The organism is Mesorhizobium sp. WSM4814 (assembly GCF_055811595.1).
In genome coordinates this window covers 84,958-107,351 of record NZ_JBVVQT010000005.1, presented here as the reverse complement: position 1 = coordinate 107,351, position 22,394 = coordinate 84,958, and the positions used below count along the sequence as shown (strand labels likewise).

At 63.0% G+C, this 22,394-nt stretch carries 22 protein-coding genes and 3 pseudogenes; 7 read left to right on the top strand and 18 right to left on the bottom strand.

Annotated elements, in window-relative coordinates; translation table 11 throughout:
* Nucleotides 1–6 precede the first annotated feature (6 nt).
* A pseudogene (locus AC0L2V_RS11035) lies at nucleotides 7–126 on the bottom strand (type II toxin-antitoxin system VapC family toxin); the annotation flags it as partial.
* A gap of 377 nt (nucleotides 127–503) precedes the next feature.
* Here AC0L2V_RS11035 and AC0L2V_RS11030 point away from each other — a divergent pair.
* Both AC0L2V_RS11030 and AC0L2V_RS11025 read left to right on the top strand, forming a co-directional pair.
* Nucleotides 504–1,490 (top strand): sulfate ABC transporter substrate-binding protein, encoded by a 987-nt coding sequence (locus AC0L2V_RS11030; protein ID WP_473509222.1) that lies wholly within the window; start codon nucleotides 504–506, stop codon nucleotides 1,488–1,490.
* Nucleotides 1,491–1,742: 252 nt separating this feature from the next.
* On the top strand, nucleotides 1,743–2,192 hold the full coding sequence (locus tag AC0L2V_RS11025; protein ID WP_027154320.1) for an RrF2 family transcriptional regulator: 450 nt from the start codon (nucleotides 1,743–1,745) through the stop codon (nucleotides 2,190–2,192).
* Between the two features lie 37 nt (nucleotides 2,193–2,229).
* Here AC0L2V_RS11025 and AC0L2V_RS11020 read toward each other — a convergent pair whose 3' ends face one another.
* From AC0L2V_RS11020 to AC0L2V_RS10975, 10 genes are all read right to left on the bottom strand, one after another.
* The gene (locus AC0L2V_RS11020) at nucleotides 2,230–2,757 is read right to left on the bottom strand and encodes a gluconokinase (protein WP_473509224.1); all 528 of its coding nucleotides are present in this window, start codon (nucleotides 2,755–2,757) and stop codon (nucleotides 2,230–2,232) included.
* Between the two features lie 29 nt (nucleotides 2,758–2,786).
* Nucleotides 2,787–3,773 carry an ABC transporter permease gene (locus AC0L2V_RS11015; protein ID WP_023798663.1) on the bottom strand — a complete coding sequence of 329 codons (987 nt, stop codon included), beginning with the start codon at nucleotides 3,771–3,773 and terminating at the stop codon, nucleotides 2,787–2,789.
* Nucleotides 3,770–4,750 carry an ABC transporter permease gene (locus AC0L2V_RS11010; protein ID WP_023798662.1) on the bottom strand — a complete coding sequence of 327 codons (981 nt, stop codon included), beginning with the start codon at nucleotides 4,748–4,750 and terminating at the stop codon, nucleotides 3,770–3,772. The genes AC0L2V_RS11015 and AC0L2V_RS11010 overlap by 4 nt, the downstream gene beginning before the upstream one ends.
* On the bottom strand, nucleotides 4,747–6,315 hold the full coding sequence (locus tag AC0L2V_RS11005; RefSeq protein ID WP_473509228.1) for a sugar ABC transporter ATP-binding protein: 1,569 nt from the start codon (nucleotides 6,313–6,315) through the stop codon (nucleotides 4,747–4,749). Before AC0L2V_RS11005 ends, AC0L2V_RS11010 begins: the two co-directional genes overlap by 4 nt.
* Nucleotides 6,316–6,384: 69 nt before the next feature.
* A complete protein-coding gene (locus tag AC0L2V_RS11000; protein WP_023798660.1) occupies nucleotides 6,385–7,509 on the bottom strand; it encodes a sugar ABC transporter substrate-binding protein in 1,125 nt (374 codons plus the stop codon).
* A 375-nt stretch (nucleotides 7,510–7,884) separates the two neighbouring features.
* The gene (gene gntR / locus AC0L2V_RS10995) at nucleotides 7,885–8,913 is read right to left on the bottom strand and encodes an HTH-type transcriptional regulator GntR (protein WP_473509230.1); all 1,029 of its coding nucleotides are present in this window, start codon (nucleotides 8,911–8,913) and stop codon (nucleotides 7,885–7,887) included.
* A gap of 248 nt (nucleotides 8,914–9,161) precedes the next feature.
* Complete coding sequence (locus tag AC0L2V_RS10990; protein ID WP_236385640.1) at nucleotides 9,162–9,383, bottom strand: hypothetical protein; 222 nt, start codon at nucleotides 9,381–9,383, stop codon at nucleotides 9,162–9,164.
* 122 nt (nucleotides 9,384–9,505) lie between these two features.
* Nucleotides 9,506–9,916 (bottom strand): SRPBCC family protein, encoded by a 411-nt coding sequence (locus tag AC0L2V_RS10985; protein ID WP_473509232.1) that lies wholly within the window; start codon nucleotides 9,914–9,916, stop codon nucleotides 9,506–9,508.
* Nucleotides 9,913–10,236: an ArsR/SmtB family transcription factor gene (locus AC0L2V_RS10980; RefSeq protein WP_473509361.1), complete on the bottom strand. Its 324-nt coding sequence runs from the start codon at nucleotides 10,234–10,236 to the stop codon at nucleotides 9,913–9,915. The genes AC0L2V_RS10985 and AC0L2V_RS10980 overlap by 4 nt, the downstream gene beginning before the upstream one ends.
* Nucleotides 10,237–10,377: 141 nt before the next feature.
* A complete protein-coding gene (locus AC0L2V_RS10975) occupies nucleotides 10,378–11,610 on the bottom strand; it encodes an MFS transporter (RefSeq protein ID WP_287285202.1) in 1,233 nt (410 codons plus the stop codon).
* A gap of 194 nt (nucleotides 11,611–11,804) precedes the next feature.
* Between AC0L2V_RS10975 and AC0L2V_RS10970 the strand changes: the two genes are divergently transcribed.
* On the top strand, nucleotides 11,805–12,092 hold the full coding sequence (locus AC0L2V_RS10970) for a DUF3175 domain-containing protein (RefSeq protein ID WP_091600302.1): 288 nt from the start codon (nucleotides 11,805–11,807) through the stop codon (nucleotides 12,090–12,092).
* Nucleotides 12,093–12,190: 98 nt separating this feature from the next.
* Here AC0L2V_RS10970 and AC0L2V_RS10965 read toward each other — a convergent pair whose 3' ends face one another.
* Nucleotides 12,191–12,529, bottom strand: a complete 339-nt coding sequence (locus AC0L2V_RS10965; RefSeq protein ID WP_473520072.1) for a hypothetical protein — start codon at nucleotides 12,527–12,529, stop codon at nucleotides 12,191–12,193.
* Between the two features lie 277 nt (nucleotides 12,530–12,806).
* Here AC0L2V_RS10965 and AC0L2V_RS10960 point away from each other — a divergent pair, with 277 nt between their 5' ends.
* Together AC0L2V_RS10960 and AC0L2V_RS10955 are read left to right on the top strand one after the other, a co-directional pair.
* Nucleotides 12,807–13,409 (top strand): Crp/Fnr family transcriptional regulator, encoded by a 603-nt coding sequence (locus AC0L2V_RS10960; protein WP_473509236.1) that lies wholly within the window; start codon nucleotides 12,807–12,809, stop codon nucleotides 13,407–13,409.
* A gap of 2 nt (nucleotides 13,410–13,411) precedes the next feature.
* Nucleotides 13,412–14,779, top strand: a complete 1,368-nt coding sequence (locus tag AC0L2V_RS10955; protein ID WP_473509238.1) for an adenylate/guanylate cyclase domain-containing protein — start codon at nucleotides 13,412–13,414, stop codon at nucleotides 14,777–14,779.
* Between the two features lie 27 nt (nucleotides 14,780–14,806).
* On the opposite strand, the gene AC0L2V_RS10950 is transcribed toward AC0L2V_RS10955, so the two are convergent.
* Both AC0L2V_RS10950 and AC0L2V_RS10945 read right to left on the bottom strand, forming a co-directional pair.
* A complete protein-coding gene (locus AC0L2V_RS10950; RefSeq protein ID WP_473509240.1) occupies nucleotides 14,807–15,583 on the bottom strand; it encodes a FadR/GntR family transcriptional regulator in 777 nt (258 codons plus the stop codon).
* Nucleotides 15,584–15,685: 102 nt separating this feature from the next.
* Nucleotides 15,686–16,582 carry an NAD-dependent epimerase/dehydratase family protein gene (locus AC0L2V_RS10945; protein WP_287121290.1) on the bottom strand — a complete coding sequence of 299 codons (897 nt, stop codon included), beginning with the start codon at nucleotides 16,580–16,582 and terminating at the stop codon, nucleotides 15,686–15,688.
* Nucleotides 16,583–16,735: 153 nt separating this feature from the next.
* Here AC0L2V_RS10945 and AC0L2V_RS10940 point away from each other — a divergent pair, with 153 nt between their 5' ends.
* Nucleotides 16,736–17,674 (top strand): NAD(P)-dependent oxidoreductase, encoded by a 939-nt coding sequence (locus AC0L2V_RS10940; protein ID WP_473520071.1) that lies wholly within the window; start codon nucleotides 16,736–16,738, stop codon nucleotides 17,672–17,674.
* Nucleotides 17,675–17,796: 122 nt separating this feature from the next.
* On the opposite strand, the pseudogene AC0L2V_RS10935 reads toward AC0L2V_RS10940, so the two are convergent.
* Together AC0L2V_RS10935 and AC0L2V_RS10930 are read right to left on the bottom strand one after the other, a co-directional pair.
* Nucleotides 17,797–18,168 (bottom strand): annotated as a pseudogene (locus AC0L2V_RS10935) (FadR/GntR family transcriptional regulator); the annotation flags it as partial.
* A gap of 138 nt (nucleotides 18,169–18,306) precedes the next feature.
* On the bottom strand, nucleotides 18,307–19,710 hold the full coding sequence (locus AC0L2V_RS10930) for an FAD-binding oxidoreductase (RefSeq protein ID WP_473509244.1): 1,404 nt from the start codon (nucleotides 19,708–19,710) through the stop codon (nucleotides 18,307–18,309).
* Between the two features lie 86 nt (nucleotides 19,711–19,796).
* Here AC0L2V_RS10930 and AC0L2V_RS10925 point away from each other — a divergent pair, with 86 nt between their 5' ends.
* A complete protein-coding gene (locus AC0L2V_RS10925) occupies nucleotides 19,797–20,828 on the top strand; it encodes a GlxA family transcriptional regulator (protein WP_473520070.1) in 1,032 nt (343 codons plus the stop codon).
* A 931-nt stretch (nucleotides 20,829–21,759) separates the two neighbouring features.
* Here the strand turns inward: AC0L2V_RS10925 and AC0L2V_RS10920 are convergent.
* Together AC0L2V_RS10920 and AC0L2V_RS10915 are read right to left on the bottom strand one after the other, a co-directional pair.
* The gene (locus AC0L2V_RS10920; protein WP_473509248.1) at nucleotides 21,760–22,068 is read right to left on the bottom strand and encodes an EthD family reductase; all 309 of its coding nucleotides are present in this window, start codon (nucleotides 22,066–22,068) and stop codon (nucleotides 21,760–21,762) included.
* Nucleotides 22,069–22,250: 182 nt separating this feature from the next.
* Nucleotides 22,251–22,394 (bottom strand): annotated as a pseudogene (locus AC0L2V_RS10915) (FadR/GntR family transcriptional regulator); the annotation flags it as partial.

Sequence of the window (22,394 nt, the reverse complement as noted above, 5' to 3'; positions counted from 1 at the left end):
GCTACTCAGCCAGTTCTCGACCTTCAGGCCCTTGATCCGGTTGAACTCTCCCATGTTGGCGGTTACCAGGGTGGTGTCCAGCGCGTAGGCGTGGGCAGCAATAAAAAGGTCGTTTTGGCCAATAGTGGCTCTGCCCGCCGGGTCTCGGATCATGTCGCTGACAAGTTGGTGTCCAGCATGAGCCGCATTAAAAAATTCTTTCGGATTTGACAGGCATGTCGTCGGTTCCGGGGAAGTCGTCCTCGGGACCGAGCGGTGGCTCTTGCGCCCATTGCGCGAGCCGCGCCGAGAGGCCAGTGTCGCGATGCAATCGTCTTGCCAACGCATGGGGACCGCTGCCCAGGTGCTTCGCAAGACCCCGGGTGAAAGAAAATCCTAGCAACGGCCTGGAATGGGAACATTTTTCTCGCGAGGGCGTGGTGAAGCCGCTCTGCGTGTCTCGTCGCCCACCATGCCTTGCCGCTATGGTGGGAATAAGCGCACTGCATCGGAGCCCTGTTTTCATGAAGCGATTTTTGCTTGGCGTCGCCACATTGGCCGGCCTGTTCCTCGCATCCTCCCAAGCCTGGTCGGCCGACAAATTGCTGAACGCGTCCTATGATGTCGGCCGCGAACTGTTTGCGCAGATCAACAAGGCCTTCGTCGCAGAGCACCCCGGCGTGACCGTCGACCAGTCGCACGCCGGGACGTCGGCGCAGGCGCGTGCCATCGCCGAAGGCCTCGGCGCCGATGTCGTCACCTTCAACCAGGTCCTCGACATCGACTTCCTGGTCTCGAAGGGGCTTATCTCCGCCGACTGGCAGAAGGACTTCCCCGACAACGCCTCGCCTTTCTATTCGCTGCCGTCCTTTTTGGTGCGCGCCGGCAACCCGAAGAACATCAAGGATTGGAACGATCTCGTGCGCGACGACGTCCAGGTGATCTTCCCCAACCCGAAAACGTCGGGCAATGCGCGCTACACCTATCTCGCGGCCATCGCCTACGCCAAGGAGGCCTTCAAGGGCGACGACGCCAAGGTCAAGGAATTCGTCACCAAGCTGTTCAACAACGTGCCGATCTTCGACTCTGGCGGGCGCGCCGCCACCACCACCTTCGTGCAGCGTGAGATCGGCGACGTGCTGATCACCTTCGAGTCGGAAACGCGCGGCGTCCGCAGGGAGTATGGCGACGACAAGTTCGAGCAGGTGACGCCCTCGGTCAGCCTGCTGGCGGAGTTTCCGGTGGCGATCGTCGACACGGTCGCCGACGAGCATGGCACGCGTGACCTCGCCAAGACCTATCTCGACTTCCTCTACACGCCGCAGGGCCAGGACATCGCCGCCCGCAACGGCCTGCGGGCTCGCGACGCGGCGGTCGCCACCAAATACAAGGCCGAGTTTCCCGACGTCCGGCTGCTGACGGTCGAAGATGTCTTCGGCGGCTGGGCCAAGATCCAGGCCGAGCATTTCGCCGCCGGCGGACTGCTCGACCAGACCTATGGCAGCCGCTGAGCCAAGCGATCTTCGAAATCGATAGAAAGCCGGCTTTTGCCGGCTTTCTTCGTTTTTCGCGCTCCGGACAGGTGATTTCCCGCACGTTCCTAGCGCGCCGTCCAAAACGTCACGAAGAATCAACGTGTTTGTGCCTACTGTGCCCGCGGACGGCTTGTTTCGCGAAACTGCATCGCGCGACAAAACGTCATGATTTGCACACAAACAACCGCCAGATGCGGGCGGTTGGGGTTTTCATGAACTGAATCGGGCATGCTTACCAAAAAAGGCAAATACGGCCTCAAGGCCCTCGTACACCTGTCAGGCTTGCCGGTCGGCCAGCTGGCGTTCGTCAACGACATTGCCGTCGCCAACAACATCCCGAAGAAATTCCTGGATGCCATTCTGGGCGAATTGCGCAATGCCGGCTTCGTCCAGAGCCGCAAGGGCAAGGAAGGCGGCTATCGGCTCGCCCGGCCGGCCTCCGAGATCAAGATCGGCCATGTCGTGCGCGTCCTCGACGGGCCGCTGGCGCCGATCCCTTGCGCCAGCCGCACCCAATATCAGCGCTGCGATGATTGCGACGAGGCGACATGCCAGGTCCGGAACATGATGCTGGAGGTGCGCCATGCGATCGCCGAGGTGCTGGACAATCGCAGCCTCGCCGCCATGCGCGACGCCGACAATGACGATTTTCCAGTCGAACTGACGTCACAGATCTGATCTGGCGTCTTGAAGCGGAATCGGCGCCAGCGACCCCTCATGAATCCGACTCGAACAGGCTTGTTACGTCGGCGACGATATCGGTGATCGGGCGCGTCGCATCGAGCGTCAATGCATTCTCGTCGGCTGCCGGCGGTTCGAGCGTGGCGAACTGGCTGTCGACCAGGCTTGCCGGCATGAAATGCCCCTGGCGGGAGCCGACACGCTGCTTTGCGGTCGCGGGGTCGATTTCCAGGTAGAGGAACAAAATGTCCTGGCAAAAACCGCGCAGACGCTCGCGGTAACTGCGCTTGAGCGCCGAGCAGGCGGCGACGACGCTCTGCCCATCGCCGACCGGTCCGGCAATGCGCCGGCCGGTCGCGTCGAGCCAGCCTTCGCGCAATGCGTCGGTCAGCGGCTCGCCGCTTGCCATGCGCGCGACGTTTTCCGGTGGATGCAGCCGGTCGCCCTCGACGAAGACAGCGGCCAATGCCGCCGCCAGCGCTTCGCCGACCGCCGACTTGCCACAGCCGGCGACGCCCATCACCACGACGGCCGGTGCGGGCCGAATGCGATCGCTCTGCATTTGTGCTGTCTTTTCGTCCACGATGCGGGTCAGCGGCTGGCCGGCGCGCGGCCGTAAAGCAGGAGCATGGCGACGATGACGACGCCATAGATGATCTGCCGCCCCGCCTCCGGCATCTGCATGACGGAAAGAATGGATTGCAAAAGCGTGATCAGGATGACGCCCGCGACCGTGCCGAGATAGGAGCCGCGGCCGCCGAGGATCGAGGTGCCGCCAAGCACCACTGCAGCGATCGACGGCAGGAGATAGGCGTCGCCCATCGACTGCGCCGCCTTGGAGGCATAGCCGGCCAGAAGCACGCCGCCGAAGGCTGAGAGCCCGCCGGATACGGCGAAGGCGATCAGCACCACGCGCCGCGTGTCGATGCCGGAGAGGTAGGCGGCGCGCTCGCGGTTGCCGATGCCGTAGACCGTGCGGCCGAAGCCGGTGCGGGTCAGCACGAAAACCATCGCAGCACCGATCAGCGCCCAGATGACGACGGCATTGGGCACGCCCGGAATGGCAAAGCCGGTCGCCAGATAGCGCATCGCCCGGGTCGCCGAATCCTGTGGCGAGAAGCCGCCTGTATAGACCACCATCAGCCCTTGGGCGACGGCATTGGTGGCGAGCGTGATGATCATCGAGGGAATGCGCAGATAAGCGACGCCGATGCCGTTGACGATGCCGATCGCGACGCCGCAGAAAATGCCGAACGGGATCGCCAGCGCCACGCCGAGCGGGCCGTAGGCGGCGGCCGCACAGGCCATCATCGCGCCCGTCGCCACCGACCACGGAACCGACAGGTCGATCTGGCCAAGCAGGATGACCAGCATCATGCCGGTGGCGATGACGCCGAGAAACGACGCCACCTTGAGCTGCTGCAGCAGATATTCCGGCGACAGGAAGCTGCGCGAATAAAGGCTGCCGACAAACAGCAGCAACACGATGCAGGCAAAGGCGGTCAGCACCGCAGGGTCGGCGCGGCGGATGAATTTCGGCATGCGGCCGGCGATGCCGGCGATGGTCGTTTCGCTCACAGGAACCACTCCAGCCGGTTGCGGACCCTGAACAGGGCGAAGGCGCCGAGGCTGACGGCGATCAGCAGGATGACGCCCTGGAACAGCGGCTGCCAGAGCGGATCGAAATCGAAGACGAAGAGCAGGTCGCCGATGGTGCGGAAGGCGAGCGCGCCGAAAATCGCGCCGATGGCGCTGCCCTTGCCGCCGAACAATGAGACGCCGCCGAGCACCACGGCGGCGATCGAGAACAGCGTATAGGCATTGCCGCTGGCATAGGCCGCCTCGCCTGTATAGGTGAAGAAGGTCAGGAACAGCCCGCCAATCGCGGCCAGCAGGCCGGCCAGCGCGTAGGCGGCGAACTTGCCGCGGCGGATCGGCACGCCGGACATGTAGGCTGCCATCTCCGAAGATCCTGCGGCATAGGCCGCGCGCCCAAGCACCGAGCGGCTGAACGGCACCCAGACGACGAGCACGATGGCCAGCAGCGCCACCAGGCTCGCCGGCACCACGCCGAACAGCCGCCCGGTCAGCGCGTCGGCAAGATCCTCATTGACCGAACCGCCCGGGAACGGTCGCAGCAGCAGCGCGATGCCGAAATAGACCGCGCCGGTGGCGATGGTGGTGACGATCGGCTGCAGCCGTCCGTAGATGACGATGGCGCCGTTGATCGCCCCGCACAGCAGCCCGGTGCCGAGCACCGCGACGACACCGAACGCGGTCTCGATGCCGGTGCCGATGACCAGCCATGAGGCCAGGCAGTTGGTCAGCAGAAAGATCATGCCGACGGAAAGGTCGATGCCGGCGGTGATCACCACCAGCGTCTGCGCCATGGCGACGAAGGCAAGCAGCACGCCTTTGTTGGAAGCCGTCTGCACGACATTGGCGGTAAAGCCGGCCGGATGGTTCGAGGTGTAGATCGTGAACATCACGATGAAGATACCGAACGCCAGCAGCGTTCCGCGTTGTTCGGCAAGCCAGTAGCGCCAATCCTTCACGCGTCTGCTCCTCGGGCTGGCGTCTTCGCCATGCCTCTGACGGGCATCTCTTCGCCATGGATGTTGAGCGCGCTGGCGATCAGCGCCCGCTCGGTGATCTCGGCGCCGACCAGCTCGCGCTTGACCGCTCCGTCATAGAGCACCAGCACCCGGTCGCAGCAGCCGATCAGCTCGTCATAGTCGGTCGAGTAAAACAGGATCGCCGCGCCCTGGTCGGCGAGCTTGCGCATCAGCTGATACAGTTCCTGCTTGGTGCCGACGTCGATGCCGCGCGTCGGGTCGTTGAGCAGGATGATGCGCGGCTGCCGCATCAGCCATTTGGCGATGACCACCTTCTGCTGGTTGCCGCCGGACAGCGCGCCAACCGGGATGTCGAGGCCGGCCGTCTTGATCGCCAGCAGGGCGACCATTTCGTCGATCAGCCGCTGTTCGGCGGCACGGTCGATGATGCCGGCCCTGGACAACCGGTCGAGTGCGGCGAAGGAGAGGTTTTCGCGCACCGTCATTGGCAGCATCAGGCCTTCGGTCTTGCGGTCCTCCGGGATCAGCGCCATGCCGATCCGGTCACTGCGGGCCTTGGCAGGGCTGGCGATCGCCACCGGCTTGCCGTCGATCAGTATCTGGCCGCTGAGGCCGCGCAGCACGCCGAAGAAGGCGAGCAGCAATTCGCGCTGGCCCTGGCCGTCGAGGCCGCCGAGGCCGACGACCTCGCCTGCCCCGACCGTGAGCGAGATATTGTCCAGCCGGTCGGTCCACGACAGTTTTCGCGCCTCAAGCACCGGAGCGGTTATAGCCGGGGCGCGCACCGGCTTCGGTGGAAAAATATGGCTGTATTCGCGGCCGATCATCAGCTCGACGACTTCGTTGTCGCTCTTCGAGCCCGCAGCATAGCTGGCGACGTTGCGGCCGTTGCGGTACACCGTGCACTGGTCGGCCAGTTCGGCGATCTCGTTCATCCGATGCGAGATGTAGAGCAGCGCCAACCCTTCCGAGCGCAGCCGCTTCAAGACGCCAAAAATCTTGGCGACGTCGGCCGCGGTCAGCGCCGAGGTCGCCTCGTCGAGGATCAGGATGCGCGGCTTCCTGGCAAGTGCTTTGGCGATCTCGACCATCTGCCGTCTTGAAAGCGGAAGATCCTTGACCAGCGCCAGCGGGTGGATGTCGGCGGCGCCTGCACGCGCCAGGGCTTCCTCCGCGATGCGCCGCTGCGCCTTGCGGTCGATCATGCCGAACCGTTTCGGCGGATCGGAAATGACGATGTTGTCGGCGACGCTGAGTTCGGGGACGAGCGACAATTCCTGGAAGATGCAGACGATGCCGGCCTGGTTGGCCGCGGCCGGCGACGCGAAGCTCACCTCGCTTCCGTCCAGCATCATGCGGCCTTCGTCAGGCGCGACGACGCCGGCCATGACCTTGATCAGCGTCGATTTGCCGGCGCCGTTTTCGCCGAGGATAGCGTGGATGCTGCCTGGCGTGACCGAAAGCTCGGCCTTTTCCAGCGCCCGCACACCGCCATAGCGCTTGGATATGCCCTCCATGCGGAAGAGCGGAACCGCACCGTCCATCGGCCCCTCCCAAGGCGCTTGTTCTTCGGGACCGGCGCCACGGAATACCCGCGGCGCCGAGCGATCAGCCTACTGGTTCTCCTTGCTCTGGCCCATGATTTCCTGCGCGGTGAAATTGATGCCGCAGGTCGGGAAGGAATTGCCGACGAAGAAATTGTCGGACTGGTCGGGGAAATAGTCCTCGCCCTCCTTGAGGTTCGGATCCTCGACGATCGCCAGCGGCAGCTTCACCGCCTGCGGGACGACCTGGCCTTCGAGCGCGGCGATCGCCGTCTTGATGGCGACCGCCACCTGGGCGGGTCCGGTTCCGGCCGACGAGCATTTCAGCCCTTCTGAGGCAAACTTGGCGCAGAATTTGCGAAACCCATTCTCCGTTTCGCCGCCGAACGGCACGAACGGATGCTTGGCGTCGATCATCGCCTGGACGATGCCGGTGTCGCCGCCCTGCCCGGTGACGCCATCGAAGGGACCGTTGGTGGCGATCGCGTCGGCCGTAGCCTTTTGCGCGACGCCATCGTCCCATTTGCCGACGACTTCGGTGACCTCCCACTTCTTGCCCGAAGCGTCGAGGGCCTCATGGATGCCGTTGTGGCGGTCGGTGTCGACCGACGTGCCGGCAACGCCGCGCACCTCGAGGAGCTTGCCGCCATTGGGGATATGCTTGATCAGCCAGTTGGCCCACAACTCGCCAAGGCCTTTCTGGTCGACATTGACGTTGATGGCGTCCTTGGTGTCGAGGATGTTGTCGAAGGCGACCAGCACGACGCCGGCTTGCTTGGCGCGCTTGATGACCGGACCGAACGCCGTCGGATTCTGCGCGTTGACGACGATCGCGTCATAGCCGGAATCGATGAAATTGTTGATCGCCGAAATCTGCGCCGGCACGTCTTCGCCGGTCGAGACGACCTTGAATTCCTTGAGCTTGGCCGCGACCTCCGGCTGCGCCGCATAGGCTTTTGCCGTCTGCACCATCTGGATGCGCCAGGTGTTGGCGATATAGCCATTGGCGAGCGCGATGCGGTACGGGCCTTCCTTCTTGGGAAACTTGAAGAACTGCGTGTCGGCGGCCCATGGCGCGAAGCATTCCGGCTCGGCGGATGGGCCTGCGACGATTTCGGGTTCGGCGAGCGCCGACGAACTCAGCATGACGAATGCAGTGGCGGCGACGACGCCACCTACGAGTGACTTGATCATCGATATTCCTCCCAGTTGCAGTTTCTGATTGTTCTACGCGTCTCGCGTGCCTGGCTCGGCACCTCCTGCCTTGCCGTCGCGCTTTCAGGGTGGCCGAATGCCAACCCGATCTCCTCCCTCGTGGCTCAGTAAACCGGAATAAAAACTATCATATTATCCATAATAAACAAGCATCAGCTGTCGCTTATATATAATAAACAGACTTTCGCTGTTTCGCGAGCTTTCGCCTGGATATAACTGGTAGCGCTACCATGACGTAGAGTAAAGCGGCATTTGGCGATGCCTGCAAGCGCTTTCAGCGGCCAGTGCTTTCAGCGGCCAGTGCTTTCAGCGGCCAGTGCTTTCAGCGGCCAGTGCTTTCAGCGGCCAGTGCTTTCAGCGGGAAGTGCTCTCACGGCGCTTGAGTTCGAAGCCAAGGTCTACGACCGGTTGTTGCGGCCGCTTGCCTGCAATCGCCGCGAGCGCCATGGCGACCGACAGCCGGCCGATCTCGTAGCGAGGCGTCCGGACGCTGGTGACCGAGGGGAAAGCCACTTCCATCATATCGAGATCGTTGAAGCCTGTGATGCCGATCGTCTTCGGCACGGCGATCGAGGTGCGGTGGCACTCGAACAGCGCGCCGAGCGCGATGTCGTCATTGTTGCAGAAAATCCCGTCCAGCGTCGGCATCTTGGCCAGCGCGTCGCGAAACAATTCGCGCCCGAGCGTCACGCTGGACGGCACCGGCGTGGTGGTGACAAGCCGCGCGTTGAACAGGCCGGCCGCCTCCATCGCCGCGCGATAGCCGGCCAGACGCCGCTGCGAGCGCGGGTCCATGCGCGCGCCGATGAAGCCGATGCAGCGATAGCCCATTTCGATCATGTGCTCAGTCGCCGCCCTGCCGCCATCGAAATGCGAGAAGCCGACCATCATGTCGACCGGATCGGGGCCAGTCTCCATGACCTGCACCACCGGGCAGCCGGCCGTCTCGAGCAGTCTTCGCGAAACTGGCGTCTGGTCGATGCCCGCCACGATCAGCGCCGCCGGGCGCTGCGGGCCGAACACCTGCAGCAGCCGTTCCTCCTCGAGGCCGGAATAATGGGTGTTGCCGAACTGGATGCGGTAGGAACTGTCGGACAGGCTGTCATAGATGCCGCGCAGCACTTCGGCAAAGACGCTGTTGGTGAGCGACGGCACCAGCACGCCAAAGACCTCGGCGCGCGCCGAAGCCAATGCTCGCGCATTCGGATCGGGCAGATAGCCGAGCTCATCGACAGCAGCCTGGATCTGGCGGCGCAGATCCTCCGAAACGCGCTCCGGCTCGCGCAAGGCACGGGAGACGGTAATGGCGCCGACGCCGGCCTTGCGCGCGACATCGGCGATCGTCGGACGGCCGCCGCCACGGCGCGAGCGCGGTTTGGTCATAGCCTGGTCCCGAACGCGGCGCCCTCGCCGAAGCGCGACCGCGAAATGCTGTTCAGCGTCTTTGCCACTGTCGCCATGCCAATCCGACTTTGCCGCACCCGACTTGCCACACCCGTCTGGCGTCGCGCAGCCTTACCCCATTGTCAAGCGAACCGGGCAGGACGCTACCCGAACTCGGGTAGCGCCACTGTTTGAATTTCGGCTGTGGGTGGTGAGCGGGCGTCTTGTCGTCCACCGTGCTCAGTCTTCTACGCCGTGCGTCGTCCGCTGCGCCAGTTCGTGGCATAGGGCAACGCGAACAGATAGAGACCGCTGAGCATGAGCAAGCCGAGCGGGATCAGCGGCATGAGATATACCCAATAGGCCGGCTCGACACCTACGCCCAAGGTGATGAAGATGGCAGCGACGACCGCCGTAAAAATGATCGACAGCCAGCGGTGGAATTGCCGGATCCATTTGTTCCAGTTCATTTGGGACCTCCTCAGAAGACGAGCTGCACGCCCGCTTGGCGGCTTTTTTGCTACCTTGTTTCGTTGACAGACGTCTTGTTGGGCATTGCGTTCGCCCGCAGATGCCTATGGCGCCGGCACGCCTATTCTATTCGCGCCAGGACCTGCTCCAGCTTCGCAAAGAACCGCTGCCATCCGTGTTGGGCGCCCTGATAGTACTGCTGCTGATCCGGCCGGAAGCCCAACTGCTCCATGCGCAGATGGGTCCCCGTGCTCGTAGGGGTGAGCGTCCACGTGACGACACTTCTGAGATCCTTGGTATCCCACGTGTAAGACAGCGTCTTGTTGGGCTCGACTGCCTGGACCTGACAGTCGACCGTCCCCCAGTCCGCGCTCAGATTGAAACGGTGCCCCTCGTCTGGCTTGAAATCGTTCTTCATCAGCCACTCCTCGATCAGGTGTGATTGGGTGAGCGCGCGCCAGATCTTTTCCGGCGGAAAAGCGACCTCCCGTTCAACAATGACGGCGCGCGTTTCGGTCTCGGTATTGATCATTGGTCCATCCTTTTGAGCAGATCTTCGAGGTTGTCGAACCGGCTTTGCCAGAACCCAGCCATTTGGTTTGTCCAGTCGATCAGCGGCGCCAGGGCGCCGAACTCCGCGCTGTAGCGCGTGTTGCGGCCTTCGTGGCGGTCGCGCACCAATCCGGCCTGCTTCAGCACCCCAAGATGCTTTGACACGGCCGGTTGTGAGACCCCGGCCCGAGCGGTCAGGGCCGCGACGGTCTGGTCTCCGTCGCGACACAGCCGCTCGAAGATGGCCCGTCGCGTCGGATCGGCAAGCGTTTTGAAGAGGATCTCGTGGGGCTGTGACATGGCGATCGATAACTCTCTGGCTATTGAAAACCAATAACCGCCGAGATATGTGTAAGTCAAGCAGGAACCTGGACCGGGCTCCGCGTCACGGGGGGCTCACCCCATGTCGCTGCCATCGCTCTGGGCCAGCGGGGTCAGTGCTCAGGCCATCGCCGCGGCGCTGCGTCGCGCCTTCCACAACAGCAGCACCATGGCCGCTATGTTCAGCAGGTTCCAGGCGATGCCGTTGAGGAACGCGGCGGCGTAGGAGCCGGTCAGATCGTAGATCCAGCCCGACATCCAGCCGCCGATTGCCATGCCGAAGATCGTTGCCATGATTACGATTCCGACGCGCTGGCCGGCCTCTTTGGCGGGCATGTATTCGCGCACGATGATGGCATAGCAAGGCACGATGCCGCCCTGCGACAGGCCGAAGACCAGCGAGACGACGTAAAGCGACGCGAGCCCGTCGAAGGGGATGTAGAACAACAGCGACAGGGCTTGCAGCACCGAGCCGATTAGCAGGGTTTTCACGCCGCCGATGCGATCGGCAAGGAAGCCGGACGCCAGCCGGCTGACGACGCCCGCCGCCATCATGATCGACAGCATGTCGGCGCCTCGCGCCACGCCGTAGCCGAGATCCATGCAATAGGCGACGATATGGACTTGCGGCATCGACATCGCCACGCAGCAGCCAAGGCCGGCGACGACGAGCAACACCTGCAGCGCTGCCGGTGACAGCGTGATCGGCTGGACCGGCCGGCTGCCGGGTGAACCGGGAGCGGCGGCATGTGGTGCGCCGCGCCTGAGCAGCATGATCAGCGGCAGCATGGTGGCGAGGCAGACGACGCCGATTGCGGCATAGGTGAAGCGCCAGCCCTCGCTCTGTATGACGTAGGGCATTGCCAACGGCCAGATCACCCCGGCGAGATAGCTGCCGGCGGCGGCAGCCGTCACCGCGACGCCGCGGCGGCGGTTGAACCAGTGCGAGATGTCGGCGATCAGCGGCCCGAAAATCGCCGACGTGCCGACGCCGATCAAAAGTCCCTGGACAAGGGTGAACTGCAGGATCGAAGTGGTCAGCGACGCCAGCAGGAACCCGGTACCGAGCGTCACCGAGGCAATGAGCGCCGGTATCCAGTAGCCGATGCGGTCGATGGCGCGGCCGACCAGCACATTGCCGACGGCGAAACCGGCCATGGTCGCGGTATAGGGCATCGAAGCGGCGGCGCGATCGACGCCGAATTCGGCCTGCATGGCGGGCAGCACCACGACCACCGCCCACATGCCGACACCGCCGATCGTCGCCAGCAGCATCGAGATGCCGAGCCGCAGCCAGGCATAGGCGCTGTCTATGCCGGGGCTGCTCGGCCGGCTGGAGGCGGTTGTGGTCAAGGCGTTTCCTGTCCGCGGTTGTGCGCAAGTCGACGTGTTCGACACCACTATCGGCACATTGGCGGCGCCGTGCAGCGCCACATCCGCAATTGCGTGGCTCCAGGGATTTTGAGCTGCAGTGGAACGGTGGCCGCCGTCCCGGAGTTTTTCATCAAACTTGCCAATAGGCCAATAGAAGGGAGAAGGAGCTTGTCATGACCGCGAAAAGGAAATGGTCGGCCGAGGTCACCGAGCACAGCGATGCGCTGGACCTCGAGGAACATATCTTCGAATCCCACGACCCCAAGAAGATCGCAGCCTCGCTGAAGCGATCGGCCGAGCACAGCGACCGGCGCAAGGCCGAGCCGTTCCAGTCCGCCATGTCGATGCTGAATTTCTACATCAACCGCGCCGGCACGAACCTGCCGGCCAAGCAGAAGAAAGTGCTGGAGGACGCCAAGGACGAACTGCGCGCCGCGTTTGGCCGCCCGAGAGAACACTGAGACGCCTGCAGGACAACGAAGGCATAGGGGCCACGGCAGCCAAATACAAAAGAGGCCCGGCTGCAATAGGCCGGGCCTCGGTGTGTCCAAGCTATGGTTCAACCGCAGATCCAGATCTTCTTCCAGAAAATGCCATGGTTGGTGAAAATCTTCTTCTTGGTCCAGCAGCTATAGCCGGGATAATCATAGACGGGATAGTAGTCGTAGAAGCCGAAACGCTTGTGCCAGCGGTGGCCGTGACCGTGGCCATGACGATGGCTGCGATGGCCGACCTTGATGACAAAGTCGCCGGCAGCCTGGCTCTGCTGCCCAGTGTTGCCGAAGGCCGCCGATGGTGTGTTGCCGAAGGCCGCCAATGGTGCTGCGGAAGCCGTCGATGCGAGCGCTGCGATGGCGATGGTGGCTGCTGTTGCGATGCCGATAAGTTTGCTGGTCATGTTCGTTCCTCCCTGGGTTTCGCGAAGAGCGCCAATCGCCCTTCGATGGAGACGATCATGCCGTGTCCCGAATTTTTACGATGTGCATTCGGTCACACCATCAACCTGGGCGCTCTTTGCTTGCCAGTCCGGCACGACGCGGCCACTATGTCCCGGAAGGGCCAGCGTCACTTTTTTTCGGTGGCGGGTTGGGAAGATGACCGATCTGGATGCCATTCCAGTGTTCGAGACACTCGACGCCGATACGCGCGTGCGTATTTCGCAGCGCTGCAGACGGATGAGCGTCGACGCCAATCAGATGATCATCGATTTCGAGGATCCGAGCACCGATGTCTATTTCCTGATGTCGGGCCGGGTCCGCATTCTCTATCGCTCTCCAGTTGGCAAAGAGGTGATCCTTGGCGAGTTGGGAGTGGGTGGATGTTTCGGCGAACTGGCGGCCATCGACGGCCGGCCGCGCGCTGCCAATGTCACCGCGCTCCACCGTTCAGAACTGGTGGTGATGCCTGCTCCGTTCTTTTCAGGGTTGCTCCACGACAATCCGGCGTTCGCCCTGCATTTCCTCGCGCTGCTGGCCGAAAGGATACGGAGCCTGAACACGCGCCTTGCGGAATATTCGTTCCTGCAGGTGAGGCCGAGGCTTTTGTGCGAATTGCTGCGCCTGTCGCGGCTGCGAAGCGGCAGCAGCGGTGAGCGGATCATAACGCCACCGCCACTGCAGAACGACCTCGCCGCGCGCATAGGTTCCCGCCGTGAGGTGGTGTCACGCGAATTATCGGCGCTTGTCCGGGACGGGCTTGTTGCGAAGGCGCGCGGCGCGCTCGTTCTTACAAACCCGGCAGAACTCAACCGGCGTATCTCGGTTGCGATGAATGCCTGACGATGGCTGGGCTGCACGAACTGACCCCGAAGAGCCGATCGCGCCGGCGTCAGACCCCGCCCTGGATTTCGCGCCTTATCCAATTGGGTGTCACGGCTGACAATCCCGATATCCGCCGGCGGCAGATTTTCACCAATATCGGCGCATTCGCCATCGCGCTCAACGCCTTCTCGCATCTGCTGCTGAATGCCGTCCTCTTCCCCTGGGCTTTGATGCCGCTGCATATTTACAATGCGGTGGTGACCGTTCTTGCCCTGTCCGTGCACCGGCTGCACCGGCTGCAACGCTATGGTGAGAATCTTGGAGCGATCGCCCTGTCGACGCTGACCATCGGCGGCCATACTTATGTGGTTCTGGCGCTCGGTCTGGACAGCGGCCTTCAGATCTACTTTACGCTTGCCGCTTTCCTGCTGTTCATTTTCGGCATCGAGCAATGGCGGCAGTTCTTGATCTTCTACGCAGCGGCGTTCCTGGCCTTGATCGCGACGCTTTACTTCGGGCGCCCGACTGGCTTCGTAATGCCCCAACAGGCCGGTTTTCGGGAAACGCTGGCGGTTCAGGCGCTCATAAACACGATGATCATCAACCTCCTGTTGATCGCCTACGCCCTCACCGCTCTGCGCCGTGCCGAGATTGAGCTTTCACAGGAATTCGCCCGCTCGGAATCGCTGATCGAGGTGATATTGCCCCGGGCGATAGCGGCGCGCCTCAAACGCGGAGAAGAACGGCGCATCGCCGACAAAGTACCATCGGCGAGCATCATGTTTGCCGACCTCGCCGGCTTCACAGCCGCAGCCAATGCAGTCGGACCCGATGAGCTGGTCGGATGGCTGGACGAGTTGTTCTGCAGCTTCGATGGACTCTGCACAAGCAACGGCGTCGACAAGATCAAGACGATCGGCGACAGCTATATGGCCGTCGGCGGCCTCGACGGCGACGCTCAACGCGGCGCCGTCGCGATCTGCCGGCTGGCGCTCGAGATGCAGCATGAAATGAGCCGGCACAAGGCATTGGGAGGCCACCGGCTCTCCTTGCGGATCGGCATCCACAACGGCGTGGTTGTCGCCGGGGTGATCGGTGACCTGCGCGTCTCCTACGACGTTTGGGGCGACGCGGTGAACGTCGCGCAGCGCATGGAGGCTCATGGCGAGCCCGGCCGCATTCAGGTCTCGGCTCAATTGATGGCGATGGTCGGCCATCGCTTCGCCTTCGAGCGCCGCGGCAGCATCGCCCTTAAGGGATTGGCTGAAACCGAAGCCTGGTTTTTGACCGGTGCGCTTGCCGATGCCGACAAGGAGATTGCGAACGGGGAGATCGCGAACGGGGAGATTGCGAACGGCGAAATTGCGGGCGGTGGAGAAAGAAGATGAAGCGCTGCAGTGGTCCGGCGCGCTTTTTCAGCGCGACTTGATGACGCTATCTGTATTGGCCAACAGCTTGCGCACCGCGTTGCGTGCCGCATCCGGCCGCTGCAGGCGGATGTTCCTTTCGATCGCCTCGTGCAGTTTCTGCGCGTGCTGCAGATCGTCCAGTTCCCGCGTCGTATAGGCGAACAGATGATCGAACGCCGATTCGATCAGCACGCCGAGCGGCACCAGGAGGTCGTTGCCGGAGGCGCGCAGGATCGCCAGATGAAAACGCGTATCGGCGCGCGTGCGCTCCTGCAGCGTCGCCGCCGCGCCCATCTCCCGGCAGGCCCGGCTGATCTCGGCCATCTGCTCGTCTGTGCGCCGCATCGCGGCAAAGGCGGTCGCTTCCGGCTCGATGATGTGGCGGAACTCCTGCACCGTCTTCAGGAACACCTCGCGGTCGGGCGAGGTCGCGTACCAGGCCAGCACGTCGCGGTCGAGCAGGTTCCAGCGCTCTTTCGGCTCGACCCAGCTGCCGATCTTTGGACGCGACGCCAAAAGGCTCTTGGCCATCAGCATTTTGATCGCTTCGCGCACCGCCGAGCGGCTGACGTCGAAAGTCTCGGACCATTTGGCCTCATTGGGCAGGATGGTTCCCGGCGGATAGTCGCCGCGCACGATCCTGAGACCGATTTCGTTGGCTAGCGACGCATGCACGCTCGCCCCAGGCATACGCGCCGTATCGGCACGGCGAACGACAGCCGGGCGCTCGGCCGACGCCGCCCTGGCCGGTGTTTTTGGCTTATTCGGCTTGCCGTCCCGCATGCGTTCACAAAGTCCGGATTCCGAAAGCTGTCAAGCACCGCAACAGCCTCGGGCGGCAAAGCCTGCTTCTGTGCACAGATCAGCCGGGATGCATCGGCCTCGTCATGCCGTCCTGACGTATTTCCGCCAGCTGTGTTCCGGGCGGAAGCCGAGCATATCCCGCGCCTTGCGGTTCGAGAGCAGCGTCTCGTATTCGCCGAGTTCAACCTTGACCGGCACGCCGGGATAGAACCGCTTCAACAGTTCGGCCGTCGGCAGGTCGGAGGAGGTGTCGTCATTGGCGGCGTTGAACACCTGATAGCCGAGCCCGTCCTTCTCGATGGCGCGCAGCGTGATCTGGCCGAGGTCGCGCGCGTCGATATAGCTCCAGGCGATCCGCTTGCGGAAACCTGGATCGGCGAACCATTTCGGGAACAGCGAATATTCATGCGGCTCGATGACGTTGCCGATGCGCAAGGCGTAGATGTCGATGCCGCTGCGCAGCGCGAAGGCGCGCGCCGTCTTCTCGTTGACGATCTTCGACAGCGCATAGCTGTCCATTGGATCGACGTCATAATCCTCGTCGAGCGGGAAATGCGTCGGGTCGCGCGGCTCGTTGGCGAAGACCAGCCCATAGGTCGTCTCGCTGGAGGCGATCACCACCTTGCGGATGCCGAGTTTTGCCGCCGCCTCGATGACATTGTAGGTGCCGAGCGCGTTGATGCGGAACACCTCGTTGTCGGGCGTGATCATGATGCGCGGGATCGCCGCGAAATGCACTACGGCATCGACCGGCTGCGCGCGCAGCGACGGGTCGAATTCATGCAGGCCCATATAGCTCGACAGCGCATTGAACACCTGCCCGCTGTCGGTGATGTCGGTGATCAAGGTGCGCACCTTGGGATTGTCGAGCGGCTTGGTGTCGATGTTGAGCACCTGGCAGCCCTGCTCGACCAGATACTGCACGACATGACGCCCAGCCTTGCCGCTGCCGCCGGTGAACATGATCCGCTTCGTCATTTTGCTCTCCACATTCTCCAGGATTCATGTGTATTGTCAGACAATATCGAACTCTGCAATCGTCTGCCAACCGCTTGCGGCAAAAACCCGCTTCAACAATTCGCCTGCAGAAGTGCGGCGCCGTCATCGAGACCGCAACAGGGATTACACGACATGAACACCACCGCCGCGAGCGAAAAGATCGGCTTCATCGGCCTTGGCCTGATGGGACACGGGATCGCCAAGAACATCGTCGACAAGGGCTATTCCCTGACGTTTCTCGGCCGCAAGAACCGCGCACCGGCGCAAGACATGCTCGACCGCGGTGCGAAGGAAGCCGCAACCTCGCGCGAGGTGGCAGCGGCATCCGATATCGTCTTCGTCTGCGTCACCGGCTCGCGCGAGGTCGAGGCCATCATCCGCGGGCCGGGCGGCCTCAAGGAAGGCTTGAAGAGGGGTTCGGTCGTCGTCGATTGCTCGACCTCCGACCCGACTTCGACGGTGGCGCTTGCCGCCGAACTCAAGGGGCTCGGCGTCGACTATGTCGACGCCCCGCTCAGCCGCACCCCGAAGGAGGCTTGGGAAGGCACGCTCGACGCCATGGTCGGCGCATCCGACGCGGTCTTTGCCCGGCTGAAGCCAGTGCTCGACACCTGGGCCGGACGTATCGTCCATATCGGTGACACCGGCGACGGCCACCGTATGAAGCTGCTCAATAATTTCATCTCGCTGGGCTATGCGGCGATCTATTCCGAGGCGCTGGCGCTGGCCGAAAAGGTCGGCATCTCGCCGCCGCGCTTCGACAGCGTCATCCGCAACGGCCGCATGGATTGCGGCTTCTACCAGACTTTTATGCGCTGGACGCTTGAAGGCGACCGCGATGCGCACAAATTCACCATCGCCAACGCCTTCAAGGACCTCACCTACCTCGAATCGATGGCCGGTGCCGCCGGCATCGCCAACCCGCTCGGCAACGCCACCAAGAACGCCTTCGCCAGCGCATTCGCCGCCGGGCCCGCCGATCAATATGTGCCGATGCTGGCGACGCATATCGGCAAGGTCAACGGCGTCGATTTGACGCCGACGAAGGATGGGAAGAAACAGACGATCTGAGGCGATCGCCGTCCCTTCTCCCCTTGTGGGAGAAGGTGGCCTGGCGAAGCGAGGTCGGATGAGGGGTGTTCCAGGGAACGCCAACGCCTCATTTCTTCCAATACCCCTCAACCGTCTTGGCGCTACGCGCCAATCCACCTTCTCCCACAAGGGGAGAAGGAAAGGCGTATGAAACACCGCCGCGACCGGCCGATAACCTCGTCGGTATTGGCGAGCAGCCTGTGCACGGCACTTCTTGCAGCCGCCGGCCGCCGGAGGCGGATGTTCTTCTCGATCGCCTCATGCAGCGCCTGCGCCCGAGGCTGGTCGCTGGTTTCGCGCGTGACGAAAACGAAGAGATGATCGAGCGCCGATTCGACCAGCACGCCCAGCGGCACCAGCAGGTCGTTGCCCGAGGCGCGCAGGATAGCCAGGTGAAAACGCGTGTCGGCGCGGGTGCGCTCCGGCAGCGTCGCCGCCTCGCCCATCTCCCGGCAGGCCTGGCCGATCTCGGCCGTTGCGGACAGATTTGCCACTGATTGAAAGCACACATCGCGGCGACCACACTGGGAGTCGCTCGCGACTCAGCGCGATCAAAGCCATCACGATCGAGACGAGAGTCGCAACCGTACGCGCCCGATTTGGATTGTGCGTCAGAGCATTGGCAGGATGTTCTGGTTGAGGCGGAACAGATTGTCCGGATCGTATCTGTGCTTGATCTTGGCGAGCCGCGCGTAGACCTCGGCTCCGAAGGCGTCGCGCACGAGATCCGCACCTTCGCCATGGCCTGGGAAGTTCAGGTAGAGGCGGCCGGTCGAGTAGCGCTGCATGTCCTGCCAGAAGCTGCGAACCCAGCCGATGTTCGCATCGTCATCGTCAGCGCCTGGCCAGATGGCGTCGAGGCTGAGCATGAAGGGCATGGAGCGGTCGCCGAAGGCGGTCGCATCGGCTGCAACGCGCTGGACGAAACCGCCGAACTTCCAGATCGAGGCGAAGGTCATCTCGGAGGGCCGCTTCGCCATCCGCGCGGTGATCTCCCCGATGACCTCGTCGTCGAGGCGCGAGAGGTAGGTGGATTTCCAGTAGCAGCGGTCGCGGCCTTTCGGGAACAGGCCGTCATAGAGCGCCTGGATGGTTCGATACGGCATGCGACCGCTGAAATCGACGAGCGGTTCGCCAAAGCTGCGCAGCGGAGCCACGACGCGCTCGCCCTCGTCCGCCGGTCCGTCATAGACATGCGCAAGCGCCAGGACGCGGCGGCCCCAGGCGTGTTCGGGAACGGAGGGGTCCTCCGGCATGGTGGAGAACTCGGCCAGCCCGCTCAGGCGGTCGGGGGCGGTTTGCATGAAGTCGCGCCAAAGCGGAATGATCTCGTTGGCGCGCTCTTCCGGATAGGCAGGACCGCAGAACATCAGCTCCGGTTCGATCGGGTGCAGCTTGAACTCGAAGCTCGTCACCACGCCGAAATTGCCGCCGCCGCCGCGCAACGCCCAGAAGAGATCCGGGTTCTGCGTCGCATCGACATGGATGAGGCGTCCATCGGCGGTCACCAGATCGGCGGCCAGCAGATTGTCGACGCTGAGGCCGTGGCTGCCGCGCAGCCAGCCGATGCCTCCTGAGAGTGTCAGGCCGGCGACGCCGGTCGCCGAGATCAGGCCGCCCGGCGTGGCGCGGCCAAGCGGGGCGGTGGCCGCATCGACATCGGCCCACGTAGCGCCGCCCTCTACGAAAGCACGATCGAGGCCGGCGACCCGCACGCCATTCATCAGCGACATGTCGATCATCAGGCCGCCGTCGCAGACGGCATAGCCTGCGACATTATGGCCGCCCGAGCGGATCGCGATCGCCAGCCGCTCTTCGCGCGCGAAATTCACCGATGCCGCGACATCGGCAGCATTCCGGCAGCGCGCGATGACGGCGGGACGGCGGTCGATCATGCCGTTCCAGACGACCCGCGTCGCATCGTAGGACGGGCTAGACGGCTCCAGCACCTCGCCACGCATCGTTGAACGGAAGCTTTCGATGCTCGATGGTGCAAGGGTGGCGGCGGTGGCCATATGGCGGTCTCCTCGTTTCACGCACGCTAGCGCAGCACCGGCACGACCGCTAAAGTCAAAAATGCTGGAAGGCGGTCATTTCTGCCATGGTTGAACAGACCGGCCCATTGAATGTGGCGATCCTTGCCGTTCCGGAGGCTACCGCCTCCACGATCTACGGCATGTTCGACCTGTTTTCCTCGCCCGGCAGGGATTTCCTGTTCATCACCAGCGGTGCCGCGGGCACGCCGCGCATGCGGCCCTATGTGGTTGCTGGGGACGGCAGCGCGTTTCGCGCCGCAAACGGCGTCTGGGTACGCCCGGACCACGCGCTTTCCGACTGCCCGCGACCCGACATCGTCTGCATCCCCGATTTCTTCGTCAATCCGGGCGAAAGCGTCGCCGGGCAGTATGATGCCGAGGCCCGCTGGCTGCGGCAGGCGCATGCGGACGGCGCCATGTTGGCCAGCGCCTGTTCCGGCGCGGTCCTGCTCGGCGAAGCGGGGTTGCTGGAAAATCGCGAGGCCACAATCCATTGGGGCTATGTCGCGACGCTCGCTAACAACTATCCAGGCGTGAAGGTGAAGCCGGGCCAGTCGCTGGTGCTGAGCGGCGAGGCCCAGCGCATCGTCATGGCCGGGGGCGGCTCGAGCTGGCAGGATCTCGCCCTCTATCTCATCGCGCGCTTCGTCGGCCTCAAGGAGGCGATGGAGGTCGCCAAGGTCTACATGCTGCAGTGGCACGACATGGGCCAGCAGCCCTTCGCCGCGCTGATGCGTTTCCGCCAGACCGACGACGCGGTGATCAACCGCTGCCAGAAATGGGCGGAGCTCAACTACCGGACGCCCTCGCCCGTCGCTGCCATGACCAAGCTGTCAGGCCTTTCCGAGCGCTCCTTCGTGCGCCGCTTCGCAAGGGCCACGGACATGAAGGCAATCGACTACATCCACGCGCTCAGGCTCGAAGCGGCCAAGGAACTACTCGAGACGGGCGACCTGCAGGTCGAGGCGGTGGCCAATGAAGTGGGCTATGAGGATGCGAGTTTTTTCGGGCGCCTGTTCCGGCGCAAGATCGGACTGACGCCCCAGCAATATCGCATTCGTTTCAGTGCTCTCCGGCGAGCGCTGAGCCGCGATTAAATGTCAACAGTCGCGGCGCGATGCCCATATTCCGCTCTGCGCCGCGATGTCGGCCATAAAGGCCAGCTTTGCCATTTCTCGTAAGCCGACATTGCCGGCATCCGCAACCCTTCACAGAAGCGGAAGTTGCGGCAGCACCGGGTAATGTCCGCAAGCAATCGCGTACTCGACATTCGCAATGACGAGGTCAGAGGTTCGGTTCTCCTCAGCTCCTCCAGCTAGCAAGCAGATAAAAAGCGCGGGTGCCGAACATGGCAAGAGTGGCTTGAGCCGCCGCCCACCAGGAGGGGCACAGCGCGGCAAATCAGCTTCTGTATTCGCTTTACTGGGCGCGGCAGGAAAGCAAGACAGCCGCTCACTAAGTTGATGGCGGCAACCTGCACCCATATCGGTCGTCGACGATGACGATGCAGACTACCTCTTTTTGAGGAGTTTCCCGAACGCCGTCTCACTGTCATCGTTCGAGCAGAAGGTGCGGGAATAAACAAGAACTTTGAGGCGACCCATGACGCAAGAGCGTGAACCTACGCTTGACGATCTCCTGAGCGAGCCGATCATCCTGACGGTCATGGCAATCTACGGTCATACTGCAGATGACATCCGACATCTAATGCACCAAGTGGGCGCTCGGAAAACGCCATCAATGCTTCAGAAGCCCTCTACGATGGCTCACGCGCCCCAGCGGATTTCCAGTCCCGCCTTGACGGCCACTTGATGGCGGATCGGTTGGTGACAGTGGCTTTTCCACGGGACGTCGTTGAGAACCGCGATCCGTGTCAGTCGGCGTTTAGGCGTGACATCCGCCGACAGCAGATCGCCCAGGAAACGCAGACAGGTCAGGTTTCTCTATCCCAGACCCAGTCCGCCGGCAGCCAGCGAAAGCCATCGCCCTCCTTCACGACATGGCCGATGGGGTCGGATTGTGCGAGGTTCAGACTTCGCTAGTCTCAAAGAGCATTAGCTCCACTCCGCCATCTGCAAAATTGCCAAGATCAGCCGCCGTGGCCCGACCCTCGGGGGACGCTAAGGCCGCTTGAATATCCGCAACGGAATCGAAGTAGAGCGTAGCAACAAGATGATAGCCTGAGGTCCCACCCGGCGAATGGACGCCGCCATCGCTGATTTCGTATTTCCTCAAGCCGGGAATGGCTTTGGCCAGAGGAATGTGGGTCGAAACATAGTAACGGTCGAAGGCGGCCACGTCTTTCGGAGTCTTGTAGAGTGCGACAAGTCTGGCCATGCTCCCCCTTTCAACCGACACTCACCGCCAGCTTTGCGCAAAAGGATACTCCTCAGCAAGAGTGCTGGCAAATGGGGTCGTTCCTCGCTCTGAGGAGGTCAACGAAGCATATGGGGTTTCAGGCCCGACGTGAGTCTTCCAAGTCGCCGCTCCCTGGCCGTTCAGAGCGATGGCGTTTGACCTTACCGCCGCGACCGCCCGATAACCTCGTCGGTGTTGGCGAGCAGTCGGTGCACCGCGGTGCGGGCTGCCGCCGGCCGCCGGAGGCGGATGTTCTTCTCGATCGCCTCATGCAGCGCCTGCGCCCGAGGCTGGTCGCTGGTTTC

What these genes read in the sequence shown, in the direction of transcription:
- AC0L2V_RS11030 (WP_473509222.1), top strand. Translation starts at nt 504, where the DNA reads ATGAAGCGATTTTTGCTTGGCGTCGCCACATTGGCCGGCCTGTTCCTC.
- AC0L2V_RS11025 (WP_027154320.1), top strand. Translation starts at nt 1,743, where the DNA reads ATGCTTACCAAAAAAGGCAAATACGGCCTCAAGGCCCTCGTACACCTG.
- AC0L2V_RS11020 (WP_473509224.1), bottom strand. Translation starts at nt 2,757, where the DNA reads ATGCAGAGCGATCGCATTCGGCCCGCACCGGCCGTCGTGGTGATGGGC.
- AC0L2V_RS11005 (WP_473509228.1), bottom strand. Translation starts at nt 6,315, where the DNA reads ATGGACGGTGCGGTTCCGCTCTTCCGCATGGAGGGCATATCCAAGCGC.
- AC0L2V_RS11000 (WP_023798660.1), bottom strand. Translation starts at nt 7,509, where the DNA reads ATGATCAAGTCACTCGTAGGTGGCGTCGTCGCCGCCACTGCATTCGTC.
- gntR (WP_473509230.1), bottom strand. Translation starts at nt 8,913, where the DNA reads ATGACCAAACCGCGCTCGCGCCGTGGCGGCGGCCGTCCGACGATCGCC.
- AC0L2V_RS10990 (WP_236385640.1), bottom strand. Translation starts at nt 9,383, where the DNA reads ATGAACTGGAACAAATGGATCCGGCAATTCCACCGCTGGCTGTCGATC.
- AC0L2V_RS10985 (WP_473509232.1), bottom strand. Translation starts at nt 9,916, where the DNA reads ATGATCAATACCGAGACCGAAACGCGCGCCGTCATTGTTGAACGGGAG.
- AC0L2V_RS10980 (WP_473509361.1), bottom strand. Translation starts at nt 10,236, where the DNA reads ATGTCACAGCCCCACGAGATCCTCTTCAAAACGCTTGCCGATCCGACG.
- AC0L2V_RS10970 (WP_091600302.1), top strand. Translation starts at nt 11,805, where the DNA reads ATGACCGCGAAAAGGAAATGGTCGGCCGAGGTCACCGAGCACAGCGAT.
- AC0L2V_RS10965 (WP_473520072.1), bottom strand. Translation starts at nt 12,529, where the DNA reads ATGACCAGCAAACTTATCGGCATCGCAACAGCAGCCACCATCGCCATC.
- AC0L2V_RS10960 (WP_473509236.1), top strand. Translation starts at nt 12,807, where the DNA reads ATGAGCGTCGACGCCAATCAGATGATCATCGATTTCGAGGATCCGAGC.
- AC0L2V_RS10955 (WP_473509238.1), top strand. Translation starts at nt 13,412, where the DNA reads ATGGCTGGGCTGCACGAACTGACCCCGAAGAGCCGATCGCGCCGGCGT.
- AC0L2V_RS10950 (WP_473509240.1), bottom strand. Translation starts at nt 15,583, where the DNA reads ATGCGGGACGGCAAGCCGAATAAGCCAAAAACACCGGCCAGGGCGGCG.
- AC0L2V_RS10945 (WP_287121290.1), bottom strand. Translation starts at nt 16,582, where the DNA reads ATGACGAAGCGGATCATGTTCACCGGCGGCAGCGGCAAGGCTGGGCGT.
- AC0L2V_RS10940 (WP_473520071.1), top strand. Translation starts at nt 16,736, where the DNA reads ATGAACACCACCGCCGCGAGCGAAAAGATCGGCTTCATCGGCCTTGGC.
- AC0L2V_RS10930 (WP_473509244.1), bottom strand. Translation starts at nt 19,710, where the DNA reads ATGGCCACCGCCGCCACCCTTGCACCATCGAGCATCGAAAGCTTCCGT.
- AC0L2V_RS10925 (WP_473520070.1), top strand. Translation starts at nt 19,797, where the DNA reads ATGGTTGAACAGACCGGCCCATTGAATGTGGCGATCCTTGCCGTTCCG.
- AC0L2V_RS10920 (WP_473509248.1), bottom strand. Translation starts at nt 22,068, where the DNA reads ATGGCCAGACTTGTCGCACTCTACAAGACTCCGAAAGACGTGGCCGCC.